At 41.8% G+C, this 19,233-nt stretch carries 18 protein-coding genes and 1 riboswitch; of the genes, 9 read left to right on the forward strand and 9 right to left on the reverse strand.

Features of this window, described 5'->3' with window-relative positions; translation table 11 throughout:
• Positions 1-33: 33 nt before the first annotated feature.
• Positions 34-1,410, reverse strand: a complete 1,377-nt coding sequence (locus BGP78_RS03145; RefSeq protein WP_119860030.1) for a capsule assembly Wzi family protein — start codon at positions 1,408-1,410, stop codon at positions 34-36.
• The gene (gene coaD, locus BGP78_RS03150) at positions 1,407-1,889 is read right to left on the reverse strand and encodes a pantetheine-phosphate adenylyltransferase (RefSeq protein ID WP_119860031.1); all 483 of its coding nucleotides are present in this window, start codon (positions 1,887-1,889) and stop codon (positions 1,407-1,409) included. Before coaD ends, BGP78_RS03145 begins: the two co-directional genes overlap by 4 nt.
• Before the next feature lie 191 nt (positions 1,890-2,080).
• Between coaD and BGP78_RS03155 the strand changes: the two genes are divergently transcribed.
• Together BGP78_RS03155 and thiI are read left to right on the forward strand one after the other, a co-directional pair.
• Positions 2,081-2,737 (forward strand): TetR/AcrR family transcriptional regulator, encoded by a 657-nt coding sequence (locus BGP78_RS03155; protein WP_119860032.1) that lies wholly within the window; start codon positions 2,081-2,083, stop codon positions 2,735-2,737.
• A 106-nt stretch (positions 2,738-2,843) separates the two neighbouring features.
• Positions 2,844-4,304, forward strand: a complete 1,461-nt coding sequence (thiI, locus tag BGP78_RS03160; protein WP_119860033.1) for a tRNA uracil 4-sulfurtransferase ThiI — start codon at positions 2,844-2,846, stop codon at positions 4,302-4,304.
• 48 nt (positions 4,305-4,352) lie between these two features.
• On the opposite strand, the gene BGP78_RS03165 is transcribed toward thiI, so the two are convergent.
• Positions 4,353-5,255: a ketopantoate reductase family protein gene (locus BGP78_RS03165; RefSeq protein ID WP_182912207.1), complete on the reverse strand. Its 903-nt coding sequence runs from the start codon at positions 5,253-5,255 to the stop codon at positions 4,353-4,355.
• Positions 5,248-5,598, reverse strand: a complete 351-nt coding sequence (locus tag BGP78_RS03170; protein ID WP_119860035.1) for a VanZ family protein — start codon at positions 5,596-5,598, stop codon at positions 5,248-5,250. Before BGP78_RS03170 ends, BGP78_RS03165 begins: the two co-directional genes overlap by 8 nt.
• Before the next feature lie 138 nt (positions 5,599-5,736).
• Here BGP78_RS03170 and BGP78_RS03175 point away from each other — a divergent pair, with 138 nt between their 5' ends.
• Positions 5,737-6,219, forward strand: a complete 483-nt coding sequence (locus BGP78_RS03175; RefSeq protein ID WP_010364095.1) for a YajQ family cyclic di-GMP-binding protein — start codon at positions 5,737-5,739, stop codon at positions 6,217-6,219.
• Positions 6,220-6,399: 180 nt separating this feature from the next.
• A riboswitch (cobalamin riboswitch) is annotated at positions 6,400-6,549 on the forward strand.
• A 37-nt stretch (positions 6,550-6,586) separates the two neighbouring features.
• Positions 6,587-8,470 carry a TonB-dependent receptor domain-containing protein gene (locus tag BGP78_RS03180; RefSeq protein ID WP_119860036.1) on the forward strand — a complete coding sequence of 628 codons (1,884 nt, stop codon included), beginning with the start codon at positions 6,587-6,589 and terminating at the stop codon, positions 8,468-8,470.
• Positions 8,471-8,629: 159 nt separating this feature from the next.
• Here BGP78_RS03180 and msrA read toward each other — a convergent pair whose 3' ends face one another.
• Genes msrA through BGP78_RS03195 form a run of 3 tightly spaced genes read right to left on the reverse strand, consistent with a single transcriptional unit; the run spans position 8,630 to position 13,316 of the window.
• Complete coding sequence (gene msrA, locus BGP78_RS03185) at positions 8,630-9,163, reverse strand: peptide-methionine (S)-S-oxide reductase MsrA (RefSeq protein WP_119860037.1); 534 nt, start codon at positions 9,161-9,163, stop codon at positions 8,630-8,632.
• Positions 9,156-12,257 carry an efflux RND transporter permease subunit gene (locus BGP78_RS03190; RefSeq protein WP_119860038.1) on the reverse strand — a complete coding sequence of 1,034 codons (3,102 nt, stop codon included), beginning with the start codon at positions 12,255-12,257 and terminating at the stop codon, positions 9,156-9,158. The genes msrA and BGP78_RS03190 overlap by 8 nt, the downstream gene beginning before the upstream one ends.
• A 3-nt stretch (positions 12,258-12,260) precedes the next feature.
• Complete coding sequence (locus tag BGP78_RS03195; RefSeq protein WP_119860039.1) at positions 12,261-13,316, reverse strand: efflux RND transporter periplasmic adaptor subunit; 1,056 nt, start codon at positions 13,314-13,316, stop codon at positions 12,261-12,263.
• Between the two features lie 256 nt (positions 13,317-13,572).
• On the opposite strand from BGP78_RS03195, the gene BGP78_RS03200 reads away from it, so the two are divergent.
• From BGP78_RS03200 to BGP78_RS03220, 5 genes are read left to right on the forward strand one after another with little or no spacing between them, the layout of a single operon-like run.
• Positions 13,573-14,283, forward strand: a complete 711-nt coding sequence (locus BGP78_RS03200; protein WP_119860040.1) for a DUF2982 domain-containing protein — start codon at positions 13,573-13,575, stop codon at positions 14,281-14,283.
• 12 nt (positions 14,284-14,295) lie between these two features.
• A complete protein-coding gene (locus BGP78_RS03205; RefSeq protein ID WP_119860041.1) occupies positions 14,296-14,628 on the forward strand; it encodes a hypothetical protein in 333 nt (110 codons plus the stop codon).
• A gap of 18 nt (positions 14,629-14,646) precedes the next feature.
• Positions 14,647-16,314: a DUF1566 domain-containing protein gene (locus BGP78_RS03210; protein WP_119860042.1), complete on the forward strand. Its 1,668-nt coding sequence runs from the start codon at positions 14,647-14,649 to the stop codon at positions 16,312-16,314.
• Between the two features lie 9 nt (positions 16,315-16,323).
• Positions 16,324-16,833, forward strand: a complete 510-nt coding sequence (locus tag BGP78_RS03215; protein WP_119860043.1) for a DUF1566 domain-containing protein — start codon at positions 16,324-16,326, stop codon at positions 16,831-16,833.
• Between the two features lie 57 nt (positions 16,834-16,890).
• The gene (locus tag BGP78_RS03220) at positions 16,891-17,664 is read left to right on the forward strand and encodes a YggN family protein (RefSeq protein ID WP_119860044.1); all 774 of its coding nucleotides are present in this window, start codon (positions 16,891-16,893) and stop codon (positions 17,662-17,664) included.
• Position 17,665: 1 nt separating this feature from the next.
• On the opposite strand, the gene BGP78_RS03225 is transcribed toward BGP78_RS03220, so the two are convergent.
• Both BGP78_RS03225 and BGP78_RS03230 read right to left on the reverse strand, forming a co-directional pair.
• Positions 17,666-18,502 carry an amidohydrolase gene (locus tag BGP78_RS03225; RefSeq protein ID WP_119860045.1) on the reverse strand — a complete coding sequence of 279 codons (837 nt, stop codon included), beginning with the start codon at positions 18,500-18,502 and terminating at the stop codon, positions 17,666-17,668.
• Positions 18,499-19,227, reverse strand: a complete 729-nt coding sequence (locus BGP78_RS03230; RefSeq protein ID WP_119860046.1) for an SDR family NAD(P)-dependent oxidoreductase — start codon at positions 19,225-19,227, stop codon at positions 18,499-18,501. The genes BGP78_RS03225 and BGP78_RS03230 overlap by 4 nt, the downstream gene beginning before the upstream one ends.
• Between the last annotated feature and the right edge of the window lie 6 nt (positions 19,228-19,233).

The raw sequence follows: 19,233 nt of genomic DNA on the forward strand, positions 1-19,233 counted from the left end.
ATATTTATCTATATAGCTACTAAAACATAGCTACTAAAACTGAAACTCCCAGCTTATTTTTACCGCACTTTCTATGTCACTCTCTTTTTGCGCATTATCGTCTTGCCAAACAGTCACCCCTAATTTAGCGAGCCCGTTGAGTAAACCTTGTTGATAGCCGCCTTCCAGCAATATACGTTTGGTTTGTGTGTGTTCAAAGTCGATATGCTTTAGCTTTACGTATCCCCCAACACCTGACATTTGATAGTGATCCGCAGCAAGGGTAATGCTTTTAGCTTGAGGGCCCATTGCCGCGCCTAACCAGAGATCTCGTTCAGTATAATCAGAACCGCTATCTATATTGTCAAAATTACATTGAAAGCTGACCTGCTGAGCTTGGCAGTTTGTGGTGCTATCACTGTATTCTAGATAGGCTTTAGTGCGGGATTCAACGTCGCCAAAAAAGGTTTCTGTACCCAATGTGACGCTGTTATGCTTTGATGAAATACCATTGTCATTGTTTCCTGCCAGTTCACCATAAACTGAGATAGGTTGGTTTTTCAGAGTCGTTGAATACTTAAAATCGATACTCGTTAGGCGTGTTTTTGTTGTCTGCTCAGGGTTATTAACTGGGTCTAACTGGGTATATACAAAATCACTGTGGGTGCTATTAAATGCCAGCTCTAGGCCTGCAATTGGGGTGCTTGATAAACGAATTCCCCAAAAGTCACCTTCCTCGGTGCGTGTTAGTAATGGTTTTTGTTTAGCGGCTATTGCCGTTACTTGCCAAGGGCCAATAAAAGATAAAAAGTTGGGACCTTCATAATTGCTATTAGCCCGACTCAAGCGCAGTGCTTTCATTGGGGCCGCATTGTTTGACAGGAGCAGTGCGTTTTCATTGGCTGGCCCCCACCAATAACTTAATCTCTCAGCACTAAGCGCCCAGTTACCGTAAAGTATCGCAAGGTGGCTGCCATGATGATTCACATGTTTTTTGTCTTGTGCATCGTGAGTGTAATTCATATTCAGTTTGGCACTCACGTTTGCGCCAGTAATAATGCCATAGGTATTTAAACCAGAACGCGAAGCATGGCGTGCTCCAAACCCATTGGGTAAGTCTGACTCACTATTATACTGTGCTTTGATACTTGAATATTGTGCCCGTTTTGCTTGTTGTAAAGCATGTTTTAAGTGCTGCAAAGCAAAGTGGGATTGCGGTGTTAGGTTTGCTTCATCAATGGTTGCTAAATCTTGCACTATACCTTGCCATAGTAAGGGGTACTGATTTACAGGGCGGTTTATTATGTTATGACTTACTAATAAATCAATAGAGTGCTTGAGAGCTGCTTGATCATGGGTTATCCAAGGGCTTGCGATGGCCTGTGTGGTTGCAGCAAGACTCAGTGCAATAGCGTGCGGAATGTACTTCATCCGTGTAATTTTTCCTTTAATGCGTTGGATACTAGGGGGCTGACAAATTCACTGACATCACCGCCATGTAATGCGACTTCTTTAACCAGCGTTGACGAGATAAAGGAGTTTCTTTCTGAAGGGGTTAAAAACACACTTTCTAAATTTGGGTTTAACCGACGGTTCATATTAGCCAACTGGAATTCGTAATCAAAATCAGAGACCGCTCTGATCCCGCGGATCAATACTTCGGCATTTTGCTCTTTAGCCAAATCGACCAATAGCCCAGAGAAACCAATAATTTTAACGTTCTTATGCTGAGCAAGTACTTGCTTAGCTAACTCCACTCTTTCATCTAATGTGAAACACGGCTTTTTATTTGGGTTATGTGCAATCGCAAGGATGACAACATCAAACATTTTGGCAGCGCGTTTAATAAGATCAGCATGGCCATTGGTTAATGGATCAAATGTACCAGGGTATAAGGCGGTCACTTTCATAAAATCAGTGTAGTCAGTGGAATTTTCGCTATGGTAGCAGTGTTCCATGTAAATTTCACTGGTCTGCTTAGATGTAATATTGCTTATATCTAAAACTGATTAATGCTATTTTCAGTTATTCTATTTAGCTATACTCAGCTAGTAGTAATTCACTTACATTATAAAAATTTGCGTGTTAGAGAGAACAGGATATGAATACCAAGGAAAAAATTATTCGTACCAGTATTGCTTTGTTTAATTTACATGGGGAACGGGCGATCACCACCAATCATATTGCTTCCAATTTGGGGATAAGCCCAGGAAATTTGTATTATCACTTTAAAAACAAAGAGGACATAATTCGCAATATTTTTACGTTATATCGCGAGCATCTAAGTACGCATTTTAAACCTTTGAATACCGAGTTTGAGCCGTTAGAGCAGTTGACTAAATATTTAGACTCCTTGTTTGAACTGATGTGGCGATACCATTTCTTTTACGATAACTTGACCGACATTTTGGCCAAAGATGAGGTGTTGAAAAAAGACTATATTTCATTTCAGGCTGATCTCTTTGAGCAAGTACGTTCTGTTGTTATTGGTTTACGAACCAGTAAGGTCATTGATATTAGTGATGAAGATGCTGTTGAAGTGGCGCATATGCTGAAAATGACAGTAAGCTTCTGGACACCATATGTTAAAGCGAGGCGATTGACCGGCGTGCTTGAACAACAAGATATTTATAATGGCATTGTTAAAGTCCTTATGCTGTTTAAACCCTACTGCACCGACTTAAGTGTACAAAAGATTAGCGTGTTGCAGGCGCACTACCAGCAGCTTGCTGATGAGTCACTCCCGAGTATTGCTTGATAGCATCGTTTTATGTAGCTGGTTATTTCCTAGTCGCAGAGAAGTTTGCTATAATCGCGCGCCTGTTGTCCCGGCGCGCGTTCGCCTAGTCTAAAGAGTTGTTTCTATGCTTAAATTTATCGTCAAATTGCATCCTGAGATTGCAATCAAGAGCAAGTCCGTTCGTAAGCGCTTTACACAAGTGCTTGAAAGAAATATCAAAATCATTTTGCGTCGGATTGATGAAAATGTAAAAGTAAAAAACAATTGGGACAATATCTCGGTTGAAAGTCAAAGTGCTGATGAAAATGTACGGTGTCAGTTTGTTGATAATTTAAAGCGCGTGCCAGGTATCGTGCAATTTATTGAAGTACAAGAAACGGCATTTGAGGGCTTAGATGATATTTATCAGCGCACGCTTGAGTTAGCTGGGCACACCATTGAAAACAAAACGTTCTGTGTACGTGTAAAACGTAGAGGTGACCACGAATTTACCTCCTCGGATGTAGAGCGTTACGTCGGAGGTGGGTTAAATCAGCATGTAGAAGGCGCACGCGTCAAGCTAAGCAAACCCGAAGTGACCGTTAAAATCGAGATAAAAGGCGACTTAGCTTATATTGTAACGCACACTCATTATGGCATTGCAGGCTTCCCATTACCTACACAAGAAGATGTTTTGTCACTTATTTCAGGTGGCTTTGATTCTGGTGTTGCAACCTATCAAATGATGAGAAAAGGGGCGCGTACGCACTTCTTATTCTTCAATTTAGGTGGCGCTGCACATGAAATTGGTGTGAAGCAAGTGAGCCATTTCTTATGGAATCGTTTTAGTTCTACCCATAAAGTAAAGTTTATTACGGTCGATTTTGAGCCCGTGGTTGCTGAGATTTTGGAGAATGTAGAAAACGGGCAAATGGGTGTGGTGCTCAAGCGTATGATGATGCGTGCAGGCAGCCAAGTGGCCGAACGATTAAATATTCCGGCTTTGGTTACTGGTGAAAGTATTGGTCAAGTATCAAGCCAGACATTGGCAAACTTGAACGTGATTGACCGAGTAACAGAGACGCTGATCATTCGCCCACTGATCCAACATGACAAAGCTGAAATTATTAATATTGCGCGTGATATTGGTACCATTGAAATGGCTGAGGCGATGCCTGAATATTGTGGGGTTATTTCGAAAAAGCCCACAGTTAAAGCAAAGCTTGAGACTATTATCGCTGAAGAAGCCAAGTTTGATTTTGATGTGTTAGATACCGTGATTAAGAACGCAACGGTTAAAGACATTAGAGAGATTGAGACAGAAGCCAAAGAAGAAGTTAAAGAAGCCGAAACGGCAAGCCAACTGCCTGAGAATGGTGTGATCCTTGATATTCGTTCACCTGATGAGGAAGATGCGGACCCATTAGAGGTTGAGGGTGTTGATGTAGAGCATTTACCTTTTTTCCGCTTAAGCACTAAGTTTGCCGATTTACCGCAAGACAAAGAGTACTATTTATACTGTAAAAAAGGGGTGATGAGTCAATTACAAGCGCTTATCCTTCATGAGAATGGCTTTATGAACGTTAAAGTGTATAAACCAGAGTAAATTAGCTGTACATTCTTTACCGCTGGGTCTATCGGACTCAGCGATATGTCAGCGGTGAAGTTTCAATAGCTGATTAAACATCTCGCGGTTATAGGGGGTGTCAATACCATGATACGCTCCTCTTTTTACGATATATCCGCAAATAGCATCGATTTCAGTGTGCCTACCGTTCAGTATGTCTTGTGCCATAGACGATGAGTTATGTTGAGTTCCAGTCATAACTTGATAAGCACTGGTGAGTGCTTCGTTGAGTTTTATGTCTATATTATCTGCATTTGCCACGACACATGCTTCATTTAATAACTGTAAGATCATGCTGGCATAGCGTGGCTGACGTAGTTGACCATTCTTTACCTGGTGAATGGCAGATAAAGGGTTTATCGCGACATTTACGAGTAGTTTTTGCCATCGCAGTTGCGCGATATTATGGTGAATTTTACTGTGTGGGATTTGCGAGCAGAAGAACTGGTTAAAGCTGAGCTTTAGGCGCTCTAAAGCGATATCATTACATGCACCAAGGTAGGTTTCTCCAGCTCCAGTGGCTTTTACGGTGGTGTCATTTATCTTTAATCCACCCATTGATGTACTGAAGAAAAAAAGTGCCTGTTTTGCACCTAAGTATTGTTCTATTTCTTTCAGGTCGCTCATGCCATTGTGGCTAATAAATAGATTAGCATGCTCTGCTAAATAGGGGGCAATTGATTGAATTGCCTTGTTTAATTGATATGATTTAACACAAATAAAACCATGCTGGATGAGTGGTTGATTTTGGGTGGGATCGCTCAAGTCGATGTGCTTTACAGGTAAGTGATGCAGCTGTTGACCGCTTGAAAACGCAAAAGGGGCTGTATAGCGTCGTCTTACTAATAAAGTCACTGAGTGGTCATAAGCGAATGCTTTAGCAAGTGATAAACCAATCGCGCCTGCCCCCACAATATGTAGATTAGCCATATTTGTTACCACGCCAAGTACGCCATAAAATATAGCTGGCGTAATAGCTAACAGCTCCAAGGACATCGGCAATAAAGTCTGCAAATGAGGCTTGACGGTGTGGCAGCATACCTTGCATTAACTCAATACCCACGCCATAACTGGCGAGCAAGGTTATTTGTAACCACATTGGCCATTTAAAGGCGTGGTGCATAATAAAAGCAAGTATAAAAAATATGCCAAAGTGAGCAATTTTATCAAGGTGTTCTATCCGTATGCCTGAATGTTGGATTTCTTTCGCAAAAAGCGCAGTACAGATAGCCAAGGTAATAAGCAAAACAATTTGATAAATACGTCTGGTCACAAAACTTCCTGGGTTGTTCGTGTGTAAAAGAGTGAAGTCAGTATATCACTGAAAACTGGCTGTTGGGTGAATATAAAAAGTTGTCCAAAATTTATTTTAGGTTGATATAATTGCAGCATAAATATTAGGAGATTTACTATGCCATCATTTGACATTGTGTCAGAAATTGAAATTACAGAAGCGCAAAATGCAGTAGATAATGCGAAGCGTGAATTAGAAACTCGTTATGACTTTCGTGGTGTTGATGCCTCTATTGAGCTGACAAATGAAACCATTACTTTGAAAGCAGAAGCCGATCCACAAGTTATGCAATTGTTTGATATTTTAGCAAGTAAAGCATCAAAACGTGGCTTAGACGTAGCTAGCCTAGAGTTAAAAGACATTGAACGCGCTGGTAAGCATGTTTCACGTAAGGTGGCTTTAAAGCAAGGTATTGAAAAAGAGATGGCGAAAAAAATCGTTAAAGCGATTAAAGATGCCAAAATTAAAGTGCAAGCGGCGATTCAAGGTGAAGAAGTGCGTGTAACAGGTAAAAAGCGCGATGACTTACAAGAGGCGATGCAAGTTGTGCGTACCGCTGATTTAGGACAGCCTTTCCAGTTTAAAAACTTCCGCGATTAATGAATATTGAGTGGTACCAAGCTGTACCACTTTTATTTACAAAGTTTATGCTGATCCATCAAATGATCGACTCTACGTGTGAACTGTTAATTTTTAGATTTCTAGACGTCCATTGACATTTCCCCTCAAAATTCGCACAATAACAGCTCTTTTCAAGGTGCTTAACAAGTTTTTATGACTTTCATATTACGCAGTTAATGTGAATAAACTTGCTAAGATAATCGGGAAGTTGGTGCAAATGCATGTACTGGTTTAAGTCCAACACTGCCCCCGCAACGGTAATGCTTTATAAGCAAAGTCCGGAGACCGGCCTTGATATTCATTTACTAATTATTACTTGTACGGTGGGTATGAGTAAGGGGAAACAATGTTAGCTAAATCCGCACTAAGCGCTGCAATTTTGACTGCGCTCTCTTTTTCTGTGTCAGCAAAAAGTACATCAACTGAAAACATTGAACGTATTACGGTGACAGCAAATAAGTTCGAACAATCAATTAATAACACGCTAGCTACGGTCAATGTGATTGAGCGTGCAGAAATAGAAAGCAGCAACATCCGTGATTTGCCTTCATTATTGAACACGGTAGCTGGCATTGATGTAGTACGTAACGGTGGCTTTGGTCAAAAGGCCAGTGTGTTTGTTCGAGGCGCAGCGACAAAACATACCTTAGTATTGGTTGATGGGGTGCGTATTAGTGATGCCAATTCAGGCAGTGTGTCATTTACCAATATTCCCGTAAACAGCATCGAGAAAATCGAAGTAGTTAAAGGGGCACGTGCTGCGATTTATGGTTCTGATGCAATGGCTGGGGTGATCAATATTATTACACGCCAAGCTACGCAGCATGAAATTACACTAACGAGTGGTAGTCACAACTATGTGAATTATCAGCAAGCGGGTGAATTTAGCCAAGATAATATTACCCTTGGTTATAACTTAGGGTATGAAGATACAAAAGGCTATGACGTCATAGCAAAAGACTCTGTAGCATCTATTGGGAAAGATCATGATTCAGATGGTTACAATAACCAAAATATTGGATTTAATCTTACGGTAAATACGGAAGAGTTAGGCCAATTTAACGCCATTGTTCAATACAGTGAAGGCGATGCTGAGTATGACAATGCATGGGGTAATGACGCCTATGATTTTGAAAACTATAGCGGCAGAATCGCGTGGCAGAAAAAGTTAGGTCAATTTGAACACTCTGCCTCAGTAAGTACATCGCAAGAAGAGAACATTCAAACGGGTACACCTAAGCATGATATTTATAGTACTGACCGCGCAGAAGTCGAATATCGTACTTTGTATAGGTTAAATGAAACAACGCAATTTACCGGTGGTGTTAATTATTTGACTGAAGACCTTGGTGGTTCTACAGCCACTTTCAGTGAAACACAGCGAGATAATCAAGCGGTATTTTTGGGTGGATTTTATGATGATAATAAATGGCTAGCAAATGTGGTTGTGCGCTCTGATGACTATGATTACCATGGTAGAGCAAACACTTATACAACCGCTTTTGGTGTCAAGCCTCATAGAGATGTGACGTTTAGAGTAAATCATGGCACTGCCTTTAGAGCACCTTCACTGACCAATACCTTTGTAACGCAAAGCCCATGGTATTTACCGAACGTCAATATTAAACCTGAAGAAGCAACCAATAATGAAGTTGGCATGTCATTATCAACGCGTTGGGGCCGATATGATGTTGCTGTTTTTCAGAACAAAATAGATAACTTGATCAGCAACCAATATGATGCAGATTCTGGAAAGTATATTCCTTACAATGTGGATAATGCCACGATGAAAGGGGTTGAATTGTCTGCAAACGTAAGTGCGTTCGGTTTTGAACATAGTATTAATGTTACATTCCTAGATGCCAAAGACAGTTCAACGGGTGAAAAACTTGCTCGTCGTCCTTCTGAGTCATTTAATTACACTGTGGCACGTTCATGGGACAAGCTTGATGTAAATCTTGCGATGCAGTATCGCTCATCACGCCCTTCAATTAATTTATATGATTCGAATTTAGGCCAGTCTGTGGCGACAACGCTTGCAGGGTATACAGTGTTTAACTTAGGCGCTAACTATAGGCTTTTTGATGGACTGACTTTGAATGCGAGATTAGAAAATATTGCCGGTAAAGATTATATTACCGCAGCCACCGGATATGCGAGTAATGGCAATGTATTGGGGTATACCGCATTGGGCCGACAAGCTTATGTAGGTGCAACAGTACGTTTTTAACGGGCACCTTGAGTAATTAATAGTGTGATAAAAAGGCGAGTGACTACTCGCCTTTTTTCTGTTCAAAGATATCTCTGACGTTGCTCAGAGGGTGTTTATTCTGCAAAGTGAGAACGTTGTAATGATCCTCAAGATGATCCTCAAGTACACATTTATAGGTTAGTCGACGATCCAGTTTTTAAATGCCAGTTCAAATTTGGCTATTTTTGGTGCAATTAAGATGCTGCAATACCCTTGTTGAGGGTTTTCGTTGAAGTAATCTTGGTGATAGTCCTCAGCGGGATAAAAGGTTGTTGAGGGGCTTATCTCTGTCACAATCGGTGCGTTATGATGCGCTTGCTGTGTAGAGATCATTGCATGTGCTTTTAGCTGCTGCGCTTCGTCATGAAAATAGATGACGCTGCGGTACTGTGTGCCCACATCATTCCCTTGACGATTTAACTGCGTTGGATCATGTAATGTAAAAAATATCTCTAATAATGTGTCGTAATCAATGACTGTTGGATCAAAAGATATTTTGACCACTTCAGCATGGCCGCTGTCACCTTGACATATTGCTTGGTATGTCGGTGCTTCTAAATGACCACCTGTATAACCTGAGCTTACTAAGGTGACGCCTTTGACACGGCGAAACGCCGCGTCAATACACCAAAAACACCCTCCACCGAAGGTCGCAATGTGTAGATTAGTCATGTTGTATCTCTTTAGTTGTTGAGGCCTGCTGTTCTAGCTTTTGTGCTAAAAACTCAGGCGACTGGGTATTTTTACAGAATAAGTTGTAAGCACACGGGATCACAAACAGCGTTAACAATGTGGCAATACTGACTCCAGCAAACACAACCACACCAATCACCATTCTGCTTTCAGAACCAGGACCGACAGCCATTACTAGCGGGATTGAACTCATTACTGTGGTGAGTGATGTCATGATAATTGGTCTTAAGCGTTGCACAGATGCATCAACAATTGCTTGTTCGAACGCGACGCCTTTATCACGTAATTGATTTGCAAATTCAACAATGAGAATGCCATTTTTAGCACTTAGGCCAATCAGCATGACAATCCCGATTTGGCTATAAATGTTGAGTGAACTATCGGTTAAGTACAAGCCATACATAGCACCCACTAGGCCTAGTGGCACTGTGAGCATGATCACAAGTGGATGAACAAAGCTTTCAAACTGGGCTGCAAGTACTAAAAACGTAACGGTTAGGGCGAGAATAAACACATAGGTCATTGCTGAAGCGCCTTCATAGAACAGCTGTGACTCGCCTTTATAATCAACAGCCCCATCGATGTCATTCTCTTCTGCCGCGATGGTATTTAAAAATGCGAGCGCCTCAGCTAGTGTATAGCCATTGGCGAGGTTGGCTGTGATAGTGATAGCACGCATTCTGTTGTATCTATTAAGCCTAGAAGCGGTCGCTTCTTCTTTAATATTAATCAAACTGTCTAGCGGGATCAGTTGTTCGGTGCGTGATTTAACAAAAATGTTGGCGATATCATTAGGCCCACTAAAATCAGCTTTAGTGCCTTTTAAGATAACGTCATACTCTTCACCACGGTCGATAAAGGTGGTGATGCGGCGTTGTCCTAGCATTGTTTCTAACGTATTACCTATATCACTTATAGATACACCTAAATCTGCGGCTTTGGTTTTATCTATGTGGATAAGAAATTGTGGAAAGGTTTCTTTATAATCATGATCAAGGCGCACTAGGCCTTTATTTTCTTGTGCGCGTTTTATGATCCGGTCTCTCCACTGGGATAGTTCGGCGTAATCATTGCCCTGAAGTACAAATTCTATAGGACGAGATTGCCCACCGCCACCGATACCACGGCGCATTATGGCAAAGGCTCTAATATCAGTGACCTCACGCATTTTTGTGCTGATCTCACCCATAACTTCCCAAGTTGAGCGCTTTCGCTCATCCCAGTCAGGCATACCGATGATGGCTACGCCACCTTGACCACCCCAGCCCGGTACACGGACTAATACTCTACTAAGCTCGCCTGCATCGACATAAGGTAATAAGCGCTGCTCAATTTGCGACATATTTTGTTCGTTATTTTCATAGCTTGCTCCTTCAGGGCCATTCATCATAACAAAGAATGTACCTCTGTCTTCTTTAGGGGTTAGCTCTGAGGGGATCTGTTTATATAGGCTAAAGCTGGTGAAACCTGCCAATATCAAGACTACTATAAGACTGTTGCGACGTTTTAAGTTAGCTAATAAGGTGTTGCGATAGCCTTGCTCCAAACGCGCAAATTGGCGGTCCATCCATTGACTGAATTTATTATTTGAACTGCTTGGCTTGAGAACTTTTGAGCATAAAGCGGGGGCAAGGGTTAACGATGTAATACTAGAAAATAACACCGCGGCACTGACAGCCATGGCGAACTCTGTAAACAACGCGCCAATTCGACCATCCATAAATACCAATGGCACAAAGACTGAGATGAGTACCAATGTCGTCGCGATAATGGCAAATCCAACCTCTTTTGCGCCACGATAAGCGGCGAGGAGCGGGGGCTCTCCCAGTTCTATGCGTCGATGAATGTTCTCTAGCATGACGATGGCATCATCAACGACTAATCCTATAGCCAGTACAAGTGCGAGTAGGGTGAGAAGGTTAATCGAATACCCCATCGCCAATAAGAACATAAAGGTGGCAATTAATGCCACCGGTACTGTAATTGCGGGAATTAGAGTGGCGCGAATAGTGCCTAAAAATAAAAATATGACGGCAACGACAAGGGCCATTGCTATCGCTAATGTACGGTACACTTCAGTAATTGATTCTCTAATAAAAATTGAAGAATCGTAGCTGTCTTGTATCGTGGTGCCTTCAGGCAGGTTGCGTTTTATCTTTTCTAGTTCTTGGCGTGCGTTATCAACCACATCTAAGGTATTGGCTTTTGCTTGTTTGACAATGCCAAGGCCAATCATATTTTTACCATTGCCGCGAAAGGTACTTTCATCATCTGCGGCTTCTAATACAACATCCGCGACTTCCGCGAGCTTAATTAAGTAGCCTTGATCACCGCGTTTAATAACGAGGTTTTTAAAATCATTTTGGGTTTTATAGCTACGCGCAATACGCACTGCAAAATCTCGATCAAGTGATTCAATTTCCCCAGCGGGAAGCTCTACGTTTTCTCGACGTAATACTTGTTCTATATCGCTTGTGGTAACGCCTCTGGCAGCCATTGCCTGTCGGTTTAGCCATACCTTCATGGCGTATTGTCGCTCGCCACCGATCCGGACATTAGACACGCCGTCTACCACAGCCAGTCTATCGACAATAAAACGCTGAGCGTAGTCAGATAGCTGTAATGTGTTCATACTGTCGCTGTTAAGTACAAACCATGCGATTGGACTTTCATCTGAATTTGACTTAGATACCTCAGGTGGTCTTACTTGTTCGGGTAACCTATCTAATGCACGCGATACTCGCTCCCTCACGTCATTTGCCGCCGCATCTATATTCCTATCAATATTAAATTCGATTGTGATATTAGAGCGACCATTTCGACTCGAAGAGTTAATACTTTTAATGCCTTCAATACCTGAGATTCGATTTTCAAGCACCTGTGTTATTTTTGCTTCAACGACTTCACTTGATGCACCTGTATAGTCAGTGCTGACACTGACAATGGGAGTTTCGATGTCGGGATACTCGCGCAATGGCAGCATACTAAATGCCACGATACCGAAGGTTAGCAGTAGCAAATTAATAACAATGGCGAAAACGGGTCTTTTAACCGCTGTATCAGTTATTTTCACAGTCTACCCCTTTTCTGTGACTGCAGAACCAGAGCGTATTTTTGTTGTACCCTCTGTAACAATTTTTTGGCCTGTCGCGAGGCCATTTTTAATGGCGACCCAGCCACTAAATCGAGTGTGCAATTCAACCTCTGTGAGCTGTGCTTTGTTTTCATTATTAATGACAAACACATAATGTTGCCCTTTCCTTGGTATAATGCTTTTCTCTGGGACCATAATGGCGGTAAGAGAGCGCAGTTCTACGGTAATGTGTAACAACATGCCTGGTTTAAGTTGCATATGCTCGTTTGTAAAATCGGCGGTGACTTGCACCGTGCGCGTTGTTTCATCAATGCGTGGGTCGATGTGAGAGATCACGCCGTCAAAAGGGGTGGCTCCATATGCATCACTTAAGGCTGTGACGGTCATACCTTTTTTCAACTGGCCTAAATACTTTTCAGGTACTTGGAAGTCGACTTTTATCACGCTGATGTCATCTAAAGTGGTGATCCGTGTATTGTTATCAACAAAGCTACCTACAGAGATAAGTCGTTTTCCGAGTACGCCTTTAAATGGAGCTGTGACAGTCATTTGTGCCAGCTCTACTTTGGCACTTTGAAGTTGTGTGAGCAAGGCGTCAGCCACTGAGCGTTGCTCTTCTAGGGCTGACTGTGCCGCCGATTGCGTCTTGGCCAATTCAGTGAGACGTGCGAGTTGTCGTTGTTGTTCTTTTAATCGGATAGTTAATTCTTTCACTGCCAGCTTTTCTTCTATATCTTGCAGTTGTATTAATTTATCATTTTGTAAAACCAGATCGCCGTCGGCAAAATAGACATCACTCACATAGTCACTTTGCGAACTCACGATATCGATAGCTTGGTTTGCTCTGGCGTTGCCTATTGCGGCAACTGTAATGGTCCGAGATTGTTCTTGTGCTGCAACTGTTGTAACGGCTGTTGCGCCACGCTTAGTATTTGTTGCTTTGCCTTGTGATGCGGGGAAATACAAATAGCCTGATATACAAATCAAGACTAAAATAATAAACGGAAAGAGGGCTTTACCCGATTGTTGTGCATACATGTTATTTTACCACTGCTATTGATAACCCTAGTGTACAAAATATGTAGCGAGAAAAGGTGGTTGGATGTCTCGTTAATTTGTGCGTTGACCGAAAAAACGCCTAAATATTTTATATTTGTACCTAAATGTTTGAATTATATAATATGACTAAACAACAAAAGTGTCAGACGTGTAGGAGAATACGGCAATTGCTGGTATGGGCGATCATTATGTTTGTATTTTATTTTGGTTTTTATACGTAAAGGTGGCGTAACAAATGCAGGCAAAACTAAGAGCGCAGGCAAATCGGCATAGTATCGAGTTTATGATAGTCGGTGGTATTTCGCTGGCGGTTATTATGATTTTTGTATCTTTGCGTAGCAGCGCAATTAGTATCTTTGAAATCGCTTTAACAAGTAGCGCTATCGTAGCGATATTCATAGGCTTTTTGAAAAGTCAGCAGCCATATTATAGTATATTACTTGATGCACTGCAGATCACATATGTGCACAAGTTCGGTCAGTGGCAAATTGGGATACACAATTTGCATTCTTGCGGGATCCCACAGGCAGGGGAAACCTTGGAATTACTGGAATTAAACGCAGTTGGCATTAAACTTATTAGTATAGATGAGTTCTTACAGGCGTTGAGCCCAAGATTAGCGGGTAAATTGTTGATTGAACAGCGGCATATATTTTTACAAGCTGTTAAAATGCATTGCAAAAATGGCAACTGCCCATCAGAATGGTTAATTGAACCAGATGAATTTAAATCTGATTCAGGGCAAACATATACGGGCTTAATTGCGATGTTTGCTAACCGAATGCACAATCTGAAAACGCTAACCGGTTACGATTTGCTATTACCAGCAAATGTGTTGGACCGAGACATTTGGCGTTTTTCTACTTTATTAAACCGCTGGAAATTAAGTCCAGAACAGGTGGTTAAAAACTTGCGAGAAGAGCAAGTCACCAATGAACAGATGTAACAGGAATAGTCCATGAGCGATGATAGAGCCTATATTAAAAGCGGTCGTAATACGATCATTCACAAAGAGAAAAAGCTCGATTTGGTTATTGTTAACGGGGAAAACCACCCGAAGATCCAAGTCACAGCGAATGGACTGATCCCGTTTAAAGATGAGCTTCCTCGCAATCGTAGAGAAGCCAAAGAGCGTTATTTAGAGATTGTAAATATTGGCAGTGCCGATATATTTGGCGAAGTGAAGCGGTTATTGTTTATTCAGTCGCTGGATGGCAGAGAATATAAAGTCGATTATAGTAAAATAGGCACAAAATTATTTGTGAGAATTCATCAAGATAGCTACATGTAGCAGGCTAGGAGCCGAAGTATGTTGAACCGTTTATCCTGTATAGCCCTTTTTAGCAGTGTTTTAATAGGCTGTGGAGGCGGTTCATCTTCCTCTGAGCCGACAGAAGTTAACGCCAGTATTAATGTAAGTAACAGTGTTACAGTGGTAGAAAAAGCCAGCGTAACCATAACGGCATCAGCTTCACCAGCCGATGGAACATTCAATTGGCAAGTGATCAGTGGCCCTGCATTGGAAGGGTTTCCGCAGCAGACTAACGAAGTCACTATTACTGCACCTGATGTAAAAACGGACAGTGTGATCACCTTACAAGTTAATTACCGAGCACCTAATGATAAAACGGCATCAGACACCGTGGTCATCAATGTGACGTCTGAGAATCAACTACCTGTTGCCGTTGTCACGCAAACAGAACCAGCCGCATTACCTGCCAAATATCCAGACACGGTTAAACTTAGTGCAAAAGATTCAACTGATCCAGACAGCAATGGCGCCATTGTGTCATATCAATGGCAGCAGTTGTCAGGCCCGACATTAACGCTCAGTGATCTAACGCAAAGTGAAATAAGCTTTACTCATCCACTCCTATTACAAAGTCAAACGGCGCGATTTAGTTTGACGTTAGTGGACGATGAAGGAGGTGAAGCTGGGACTGAATTCTCAATGACATTAGAGTCTACCGATACGCCTGTTATTGCTGAAGCGGGAGATGAACAAAGCGTTGTTGAGTTTGATACGGTGACGCTCGATGCATCCAAAAGTGTAAGTGTGTCTGGTAACTATACTTGTGTATGGAACCAAGAAGACAGCGGTAGCGTAACACTTTCGATATCTGATCCCACATCCTGTAAAACCACGTTTTTAGCCCCGGATGTCGACAGCAGCATTGAAACCAAATTTAAAGTCACCGTGAAAGACCCGTTAAATCTGGTGAATGACGATGAGGTGACAATTAACATTAACCCTAAAGCACTCGGCTTGTTAAACGATTCTGGAATGGAAAGCTGCTTTAGTAATACGGCGCTGATCTCTTGTAACGATGATACGTTTATTGCTCAGGATGGTGATATGGGCCGCGATAGTGTTGCGAGCTACCTAGATAAAACAGGCACTGGGCGTGTCGCTTTTGATTTTACTAAATTAAATGAGTTTGCTGATGAACTACCAGACACTGAAACCACTTTTAGTTGTGTGCGAGACAATGTTTCAGGGCTAATTTGGGAAGTGAAAGAAGCGAATACGGGCACGCTTCCAAATACATCAGTACGTGAAGGGAAGAATCACTATACTTGGTATCTAACCACCGATGGCACTGCGCAGGATGGCTCTATTACGGGTTCTGCGAATACAACCTGCCCTAGCAATTTGCATTGCGGCATTCAGTCACTCATTGATGATGTAAATGCGAGCAACTTTTGCGGAGGGAGCAATTGGCGGTTACCAACCTACATGGAGCTCCTGAGCATCATAGACTTCGGTCGAAGTGATGGTTTGCAGTTGCTTGATCCGGTATTTTTTCCTAATACACCCAGTGAATCATTTTTAAACCATATTTATTATTGGACAACTCAAACCAGCGTTGATGGGCGTAGCTTAACGCAAGCGTTTATCCTTGATATGTTAACTGGCAATGATTTGGCTTACCCTAAAAATAATACAGCGTATGTTCGCTTAGTTAGAACGCCTTAGGAGTATGAAGTGAAAGTACTAGGTATTGTATTAAGTTTGGTTTCAACGTCATTATGGGCTGCACAGACTTGTGTTTCTAGTGTGGTGAGTACAACGCCGACTGCACGTTTTTCGGCTAACGCAGACGACACGGTGACGGATACTGCGACAGGTTTAATGTGGCAACGCTGTAGTTACGGTCAAACCTTTAGCTCTGCAAGCCAAAGCTGCGCGGGAACTGCACAGCAGCTTAATTGGCAGCAGGCGCTAATGGTAGCAGAAAATGATGAATTCGCTGATTTTAAAGATTGGCATGTGCCGAGTGTAAAAGAGCTTGCAAGCATTGTAGAGCACCAATGTGTTGAGCCTGCAGCCAATACAAGTGTATTTACGGAGACGCTTGACGAAAATTATTGGAGTAGTACTACTGCGATTAAGCAAATCGATCATGCGTGGGCATATCAGTTCGCTGATGGGAAAAACAACATTAAAGCCAAAACTTCAGACATTTTTTTACGGTTAGTCAGGTATAGCAAATAACTTTGGCAATGCATAAAAATTTGCTACCCTTGGCTGATGTATTTTAAGGGGTAGCCTATGTCATTTGTTACGCGTTGTGGTGTGTCGTTGTTGCTTGCTATATTGCCTTTGTTTAGTGTGGCGCAAAGCAAATGTGATGTTGAGCTAGGCCACGGTTTAATTATTACCGATTCAGTGATACGAATTGTTGATAACGGACAAACCCGAGTGCAAATTAATAATGACAATCAGCTACTGATCCAAGGGTACTGGATAGACTTATCAGAACGAGAAACTCAAGTCTTACATGAGTACTCAAAAGGCATCAGAGATACAGTTCCAGAGCTAGTGAGCCTCGCAACGGATGGGGTTAATTTAGGACTCAGTGCAATTGAGCAAGTTGTTGAAGGGATGTCTGATAAAAAGCCTGAAGTTTTACAAACTCAATTACAGTATGTTGAACGCGCACTGATGGATAAGTTTAAACGGGGAGATGACTTCTTTTTTATTGCTCCGCAGTCTTTGTCTAAGATTGATGATTTTTTCACAAAAGAAATAAGTCAAAAAATTCACTCCGCCGTTCATGGCTCTTTAGGGGCTATTTTAATGTCTTTGGGTGATGCCTTTAAATCTAGGGAAGGTAATATTGAAGACCGTATTACTGACATGGGGCAGCGTATGGACATCATTACTAAAGAAATAGACAAATCACTCCAGAAAAAAGCGCAACAACTAGAAAGTAAAGCAGATGAATATTGTGAGTGCTTAAATACACTTGATGAGACCGAAGCACGTCTTCAGGCCATTGTGCCGCGTTTAGCTGCATATGACCTAGTACAAATTCGCTCTTAGTTTATTTTAGCCGATATAATCGCTTTGCATTATGGTGACTGAGCTTTTGCCATAATAATTCATTTTCTACGAGCCCATAATAGCCAAGCCATACGGTTTCATAATTTTGACGCATCAAACAAACCGGATAGTTTGATGCAAACATCACCCTGTCTTCGCCAAAATATGACAATAACAATGTTAAACACGCGTGTGGCTCTAAAGGGCTTATTACATGTTCTATGCCTGAAAACTTAATCGCAATGTTGGGGCACTTCGAGAGCGTGTTTAAGCCTTTTTTATAAGGCTTATCACTTTCAATTAATCCGGCATGGTTAAGTATGATTTGCAAATTAGGTAAATGGATACAGTACTGTGCAACTTGGTTAGCAATATTATGTTGGTGTAATTCAAACTGTGCTTCAAAATGTAGCTGATATTGGCTCAGTGTTGCGAGGTTTTGCCGAACATGTTTATGGAGTAATCGTTCTGCATCGTTACCCTCAGTAATATCACGGATCCCACGTAAACATTTACTTTGTGCTAATGTCTTAAGCTGCTGAGAAAATAAGCATGGTGTGAGTGTAATATCGAGATAGGCGATAGCACCATATTGCAGTGGAGGCACTGTTTGCTCAAGCCATTCAAGCTCTTTATAAGGATGATCGTTATTGAATCCAGCTTCAATATGAACAATTGCTTTGACTAAAAAAGTTGGATTATTAAGCTGTGCTTTATGGTGGTTTGCTTTTATCAAGGATAGATTTGGCCAAGGGGGCGGGTTAGTGCCGGTTAGCCAATGGTATTGACCCTTTTCTAGATCGAAAAAGTGAATGTGCGGGTCAATTATTGGGATCATTGTGCAGTATACCCACCATCAATTGACTGCAAGCTACCCGTTATAAAGCTCGCATCTTCACTGGCTAAAAAAGCCACTAATGCTGCAACTTCTTCGGCTTTACCTAATCGGCCTAGTGGTTGCAAAGCCGCTTCTTCAGCCACTATATCCGCTTTATTTGCTCCACTCTTTTCACAGTATTGGTCGATTGCTGTATGAAAGAGGGGCGTCTCGATTGTACCTGGGCATACTGCATTTGCTCGGATGTTATCTGCTGCGTAGTCGAGCGCGGTGGTTTTAGCCATTGATGCTAGTGCAGACTTTGTTAAGTTATAGGCAAATGAATTTGGTTTTGCTATCAATGCTTGATCAGATGAAATAAAGATGATCGCCCCATGTTGTTGTGCTTTCATACACGGTAATACCGCTTTAGTGGCCGCATACGCACCTTTTACATTAAGTGCGAAGAGCTGATCTAACGTTTCTTCATCTGTTGCTTCAATCGTTGCACTAAGGTGTTTGCCGGCGTTTGATACCAGTACATCAACACGCCCAGTACGCTGGGTAATAGCGTCAATAGCGTGTGTAACGTCAGCTACGTTACTTACATCACATTCTACAAAATGGCCTGTTTCGCTCTGTTTTATATCTAAATTAAATACTTGATAACCTTGTGATAGCAGCTTTTCGACAATGGCCAAGCCAATGCCAAAGCTGCCACCTGTTACAATGGCAACTTTTGTCATAATCTT

Origin of the sequence: Pseudoalteromonas sp. MSK9-3 (assembly GCF_003590335.1) — a bacterium.
In the GTDB taxonomy this organism is placed as follows: Bacteria; Pseudomonadota; Gammaproteobacteria; order Enterobacterales; family Alteromonadaceae; genus Pseudoalteromonas.

What these genes read in the sequence shown, in the direction of transcription:
- coaD (WP_119860031.1), bottom strand. Translation starts at nt 1,889, where the DNA reads ATGAAAGTGACCGCCTTATACCCTGGTACATTTGATCCATTAACCAAT.
- BGP78_RS03145 (WP_119860030.1), bottom strand. Translation starts at nt 1,410, where the DNA reads ATGAAGTACATTCCGCACGCTATTGCACTGAGTCTTGCTGCAACCACA.
- BGP78_RS03225 (WP_119860045.1), bottom strand. Translation starts at nt 18,502, where the DNA reads ATGATCCCAATAATTGACCCGCACATTCACTTTTTCGATCTAGAAAAG.
- thiI (WP_119860033.1), top strand. Translation starts at nt 2,844, where the DNA reads ATGCTTAAATTTATCGTCAAATTGCATCCTGAGATTGCAATCAAGAGC.
- BGP78_RS03165 (WP_182912207.1), bottom strand. Translation starts at nt 5,255, where the DNA reads ATGGCTAATCTACATATTGTGGGGGCAGGCGCGATTGGTTTATCACTT.
- BGP78_RS03180 (WP_119860036.1), top strand. Translation starts at nt 6,587, where the DNA reads ATGTTAGCTAAATCCGCACTAAGCGCTGCAATTTTGACTGCGCTCTCT.
- BGP78_RS03230 (WP_119860046.1), bottom strand. Translation starts at nt 19,227, where the DNA reads ATGACAAAAGTTGCCATTGTAACAGGTGGCAGCTTTGGCATTGGCTTG.
- BGP78_RS03210 (WP_119860042.1), top strand. Translation starts at nt 14,647, where the DNA reads ATGTTGAACCGTTTATCCTGTATAGCCCTTTTTAGCAGTGTTTTAATA.
- BGP78_RS03195 (WP_119860039.1), bottom strand. Translation starts at nt 13,316, where the DNA reads ATGTATGCACAACAATCGGGTAAAGCCCTCTTTCCGTTTATTATTTTA.
- msrA (WP_119860037.1), bottom strand. Translation starts at nt 9,163, where the DNA reads ATGACTAATCTACACATTGCGACCTTCGGTGGAGGGTGTTTTTGGTGT.
- BGP78_RS03155 (WP_119860032.1), top strand. Translation starts at nt 2,081, where the DNA reads ATGAATACCAAGGAAAAAATTATTCGTACCAGTATTGCTTTGTTTAAT.
- BGP78_RS03200 (WP_119860040.1), top strand. Translation starts at nt 13,573, where the DNA reads ATGCAGGCAAAACTAAGAGCGCAGGCAAATCGGCATAGTATCGAGTTT.
- BGP78_RS03220 (WP_119860044.1), top strand. Translation starts at nt 16,891, where the DNA reads ATGTCATTTGTTACGCGTTGTGGTGTGTCGTTGTTGCTTGCTATATTG.
- BGP78_RS03175 (WP_010364095.1), top strand. Translation starts at nt 5,737, where the DNA reads ATGCCATCATTTGACATTGTGTCAGAAATTGAAATTACAGAAGCGCAA.
- BGP78_RS03205 (WP_119860041.1), top strand. Translation starts at nt 14,296, where the DNA reads ATGAGCGATGATAGAGCCTATATTAAAAGCGGTCGTAATACGATCATT.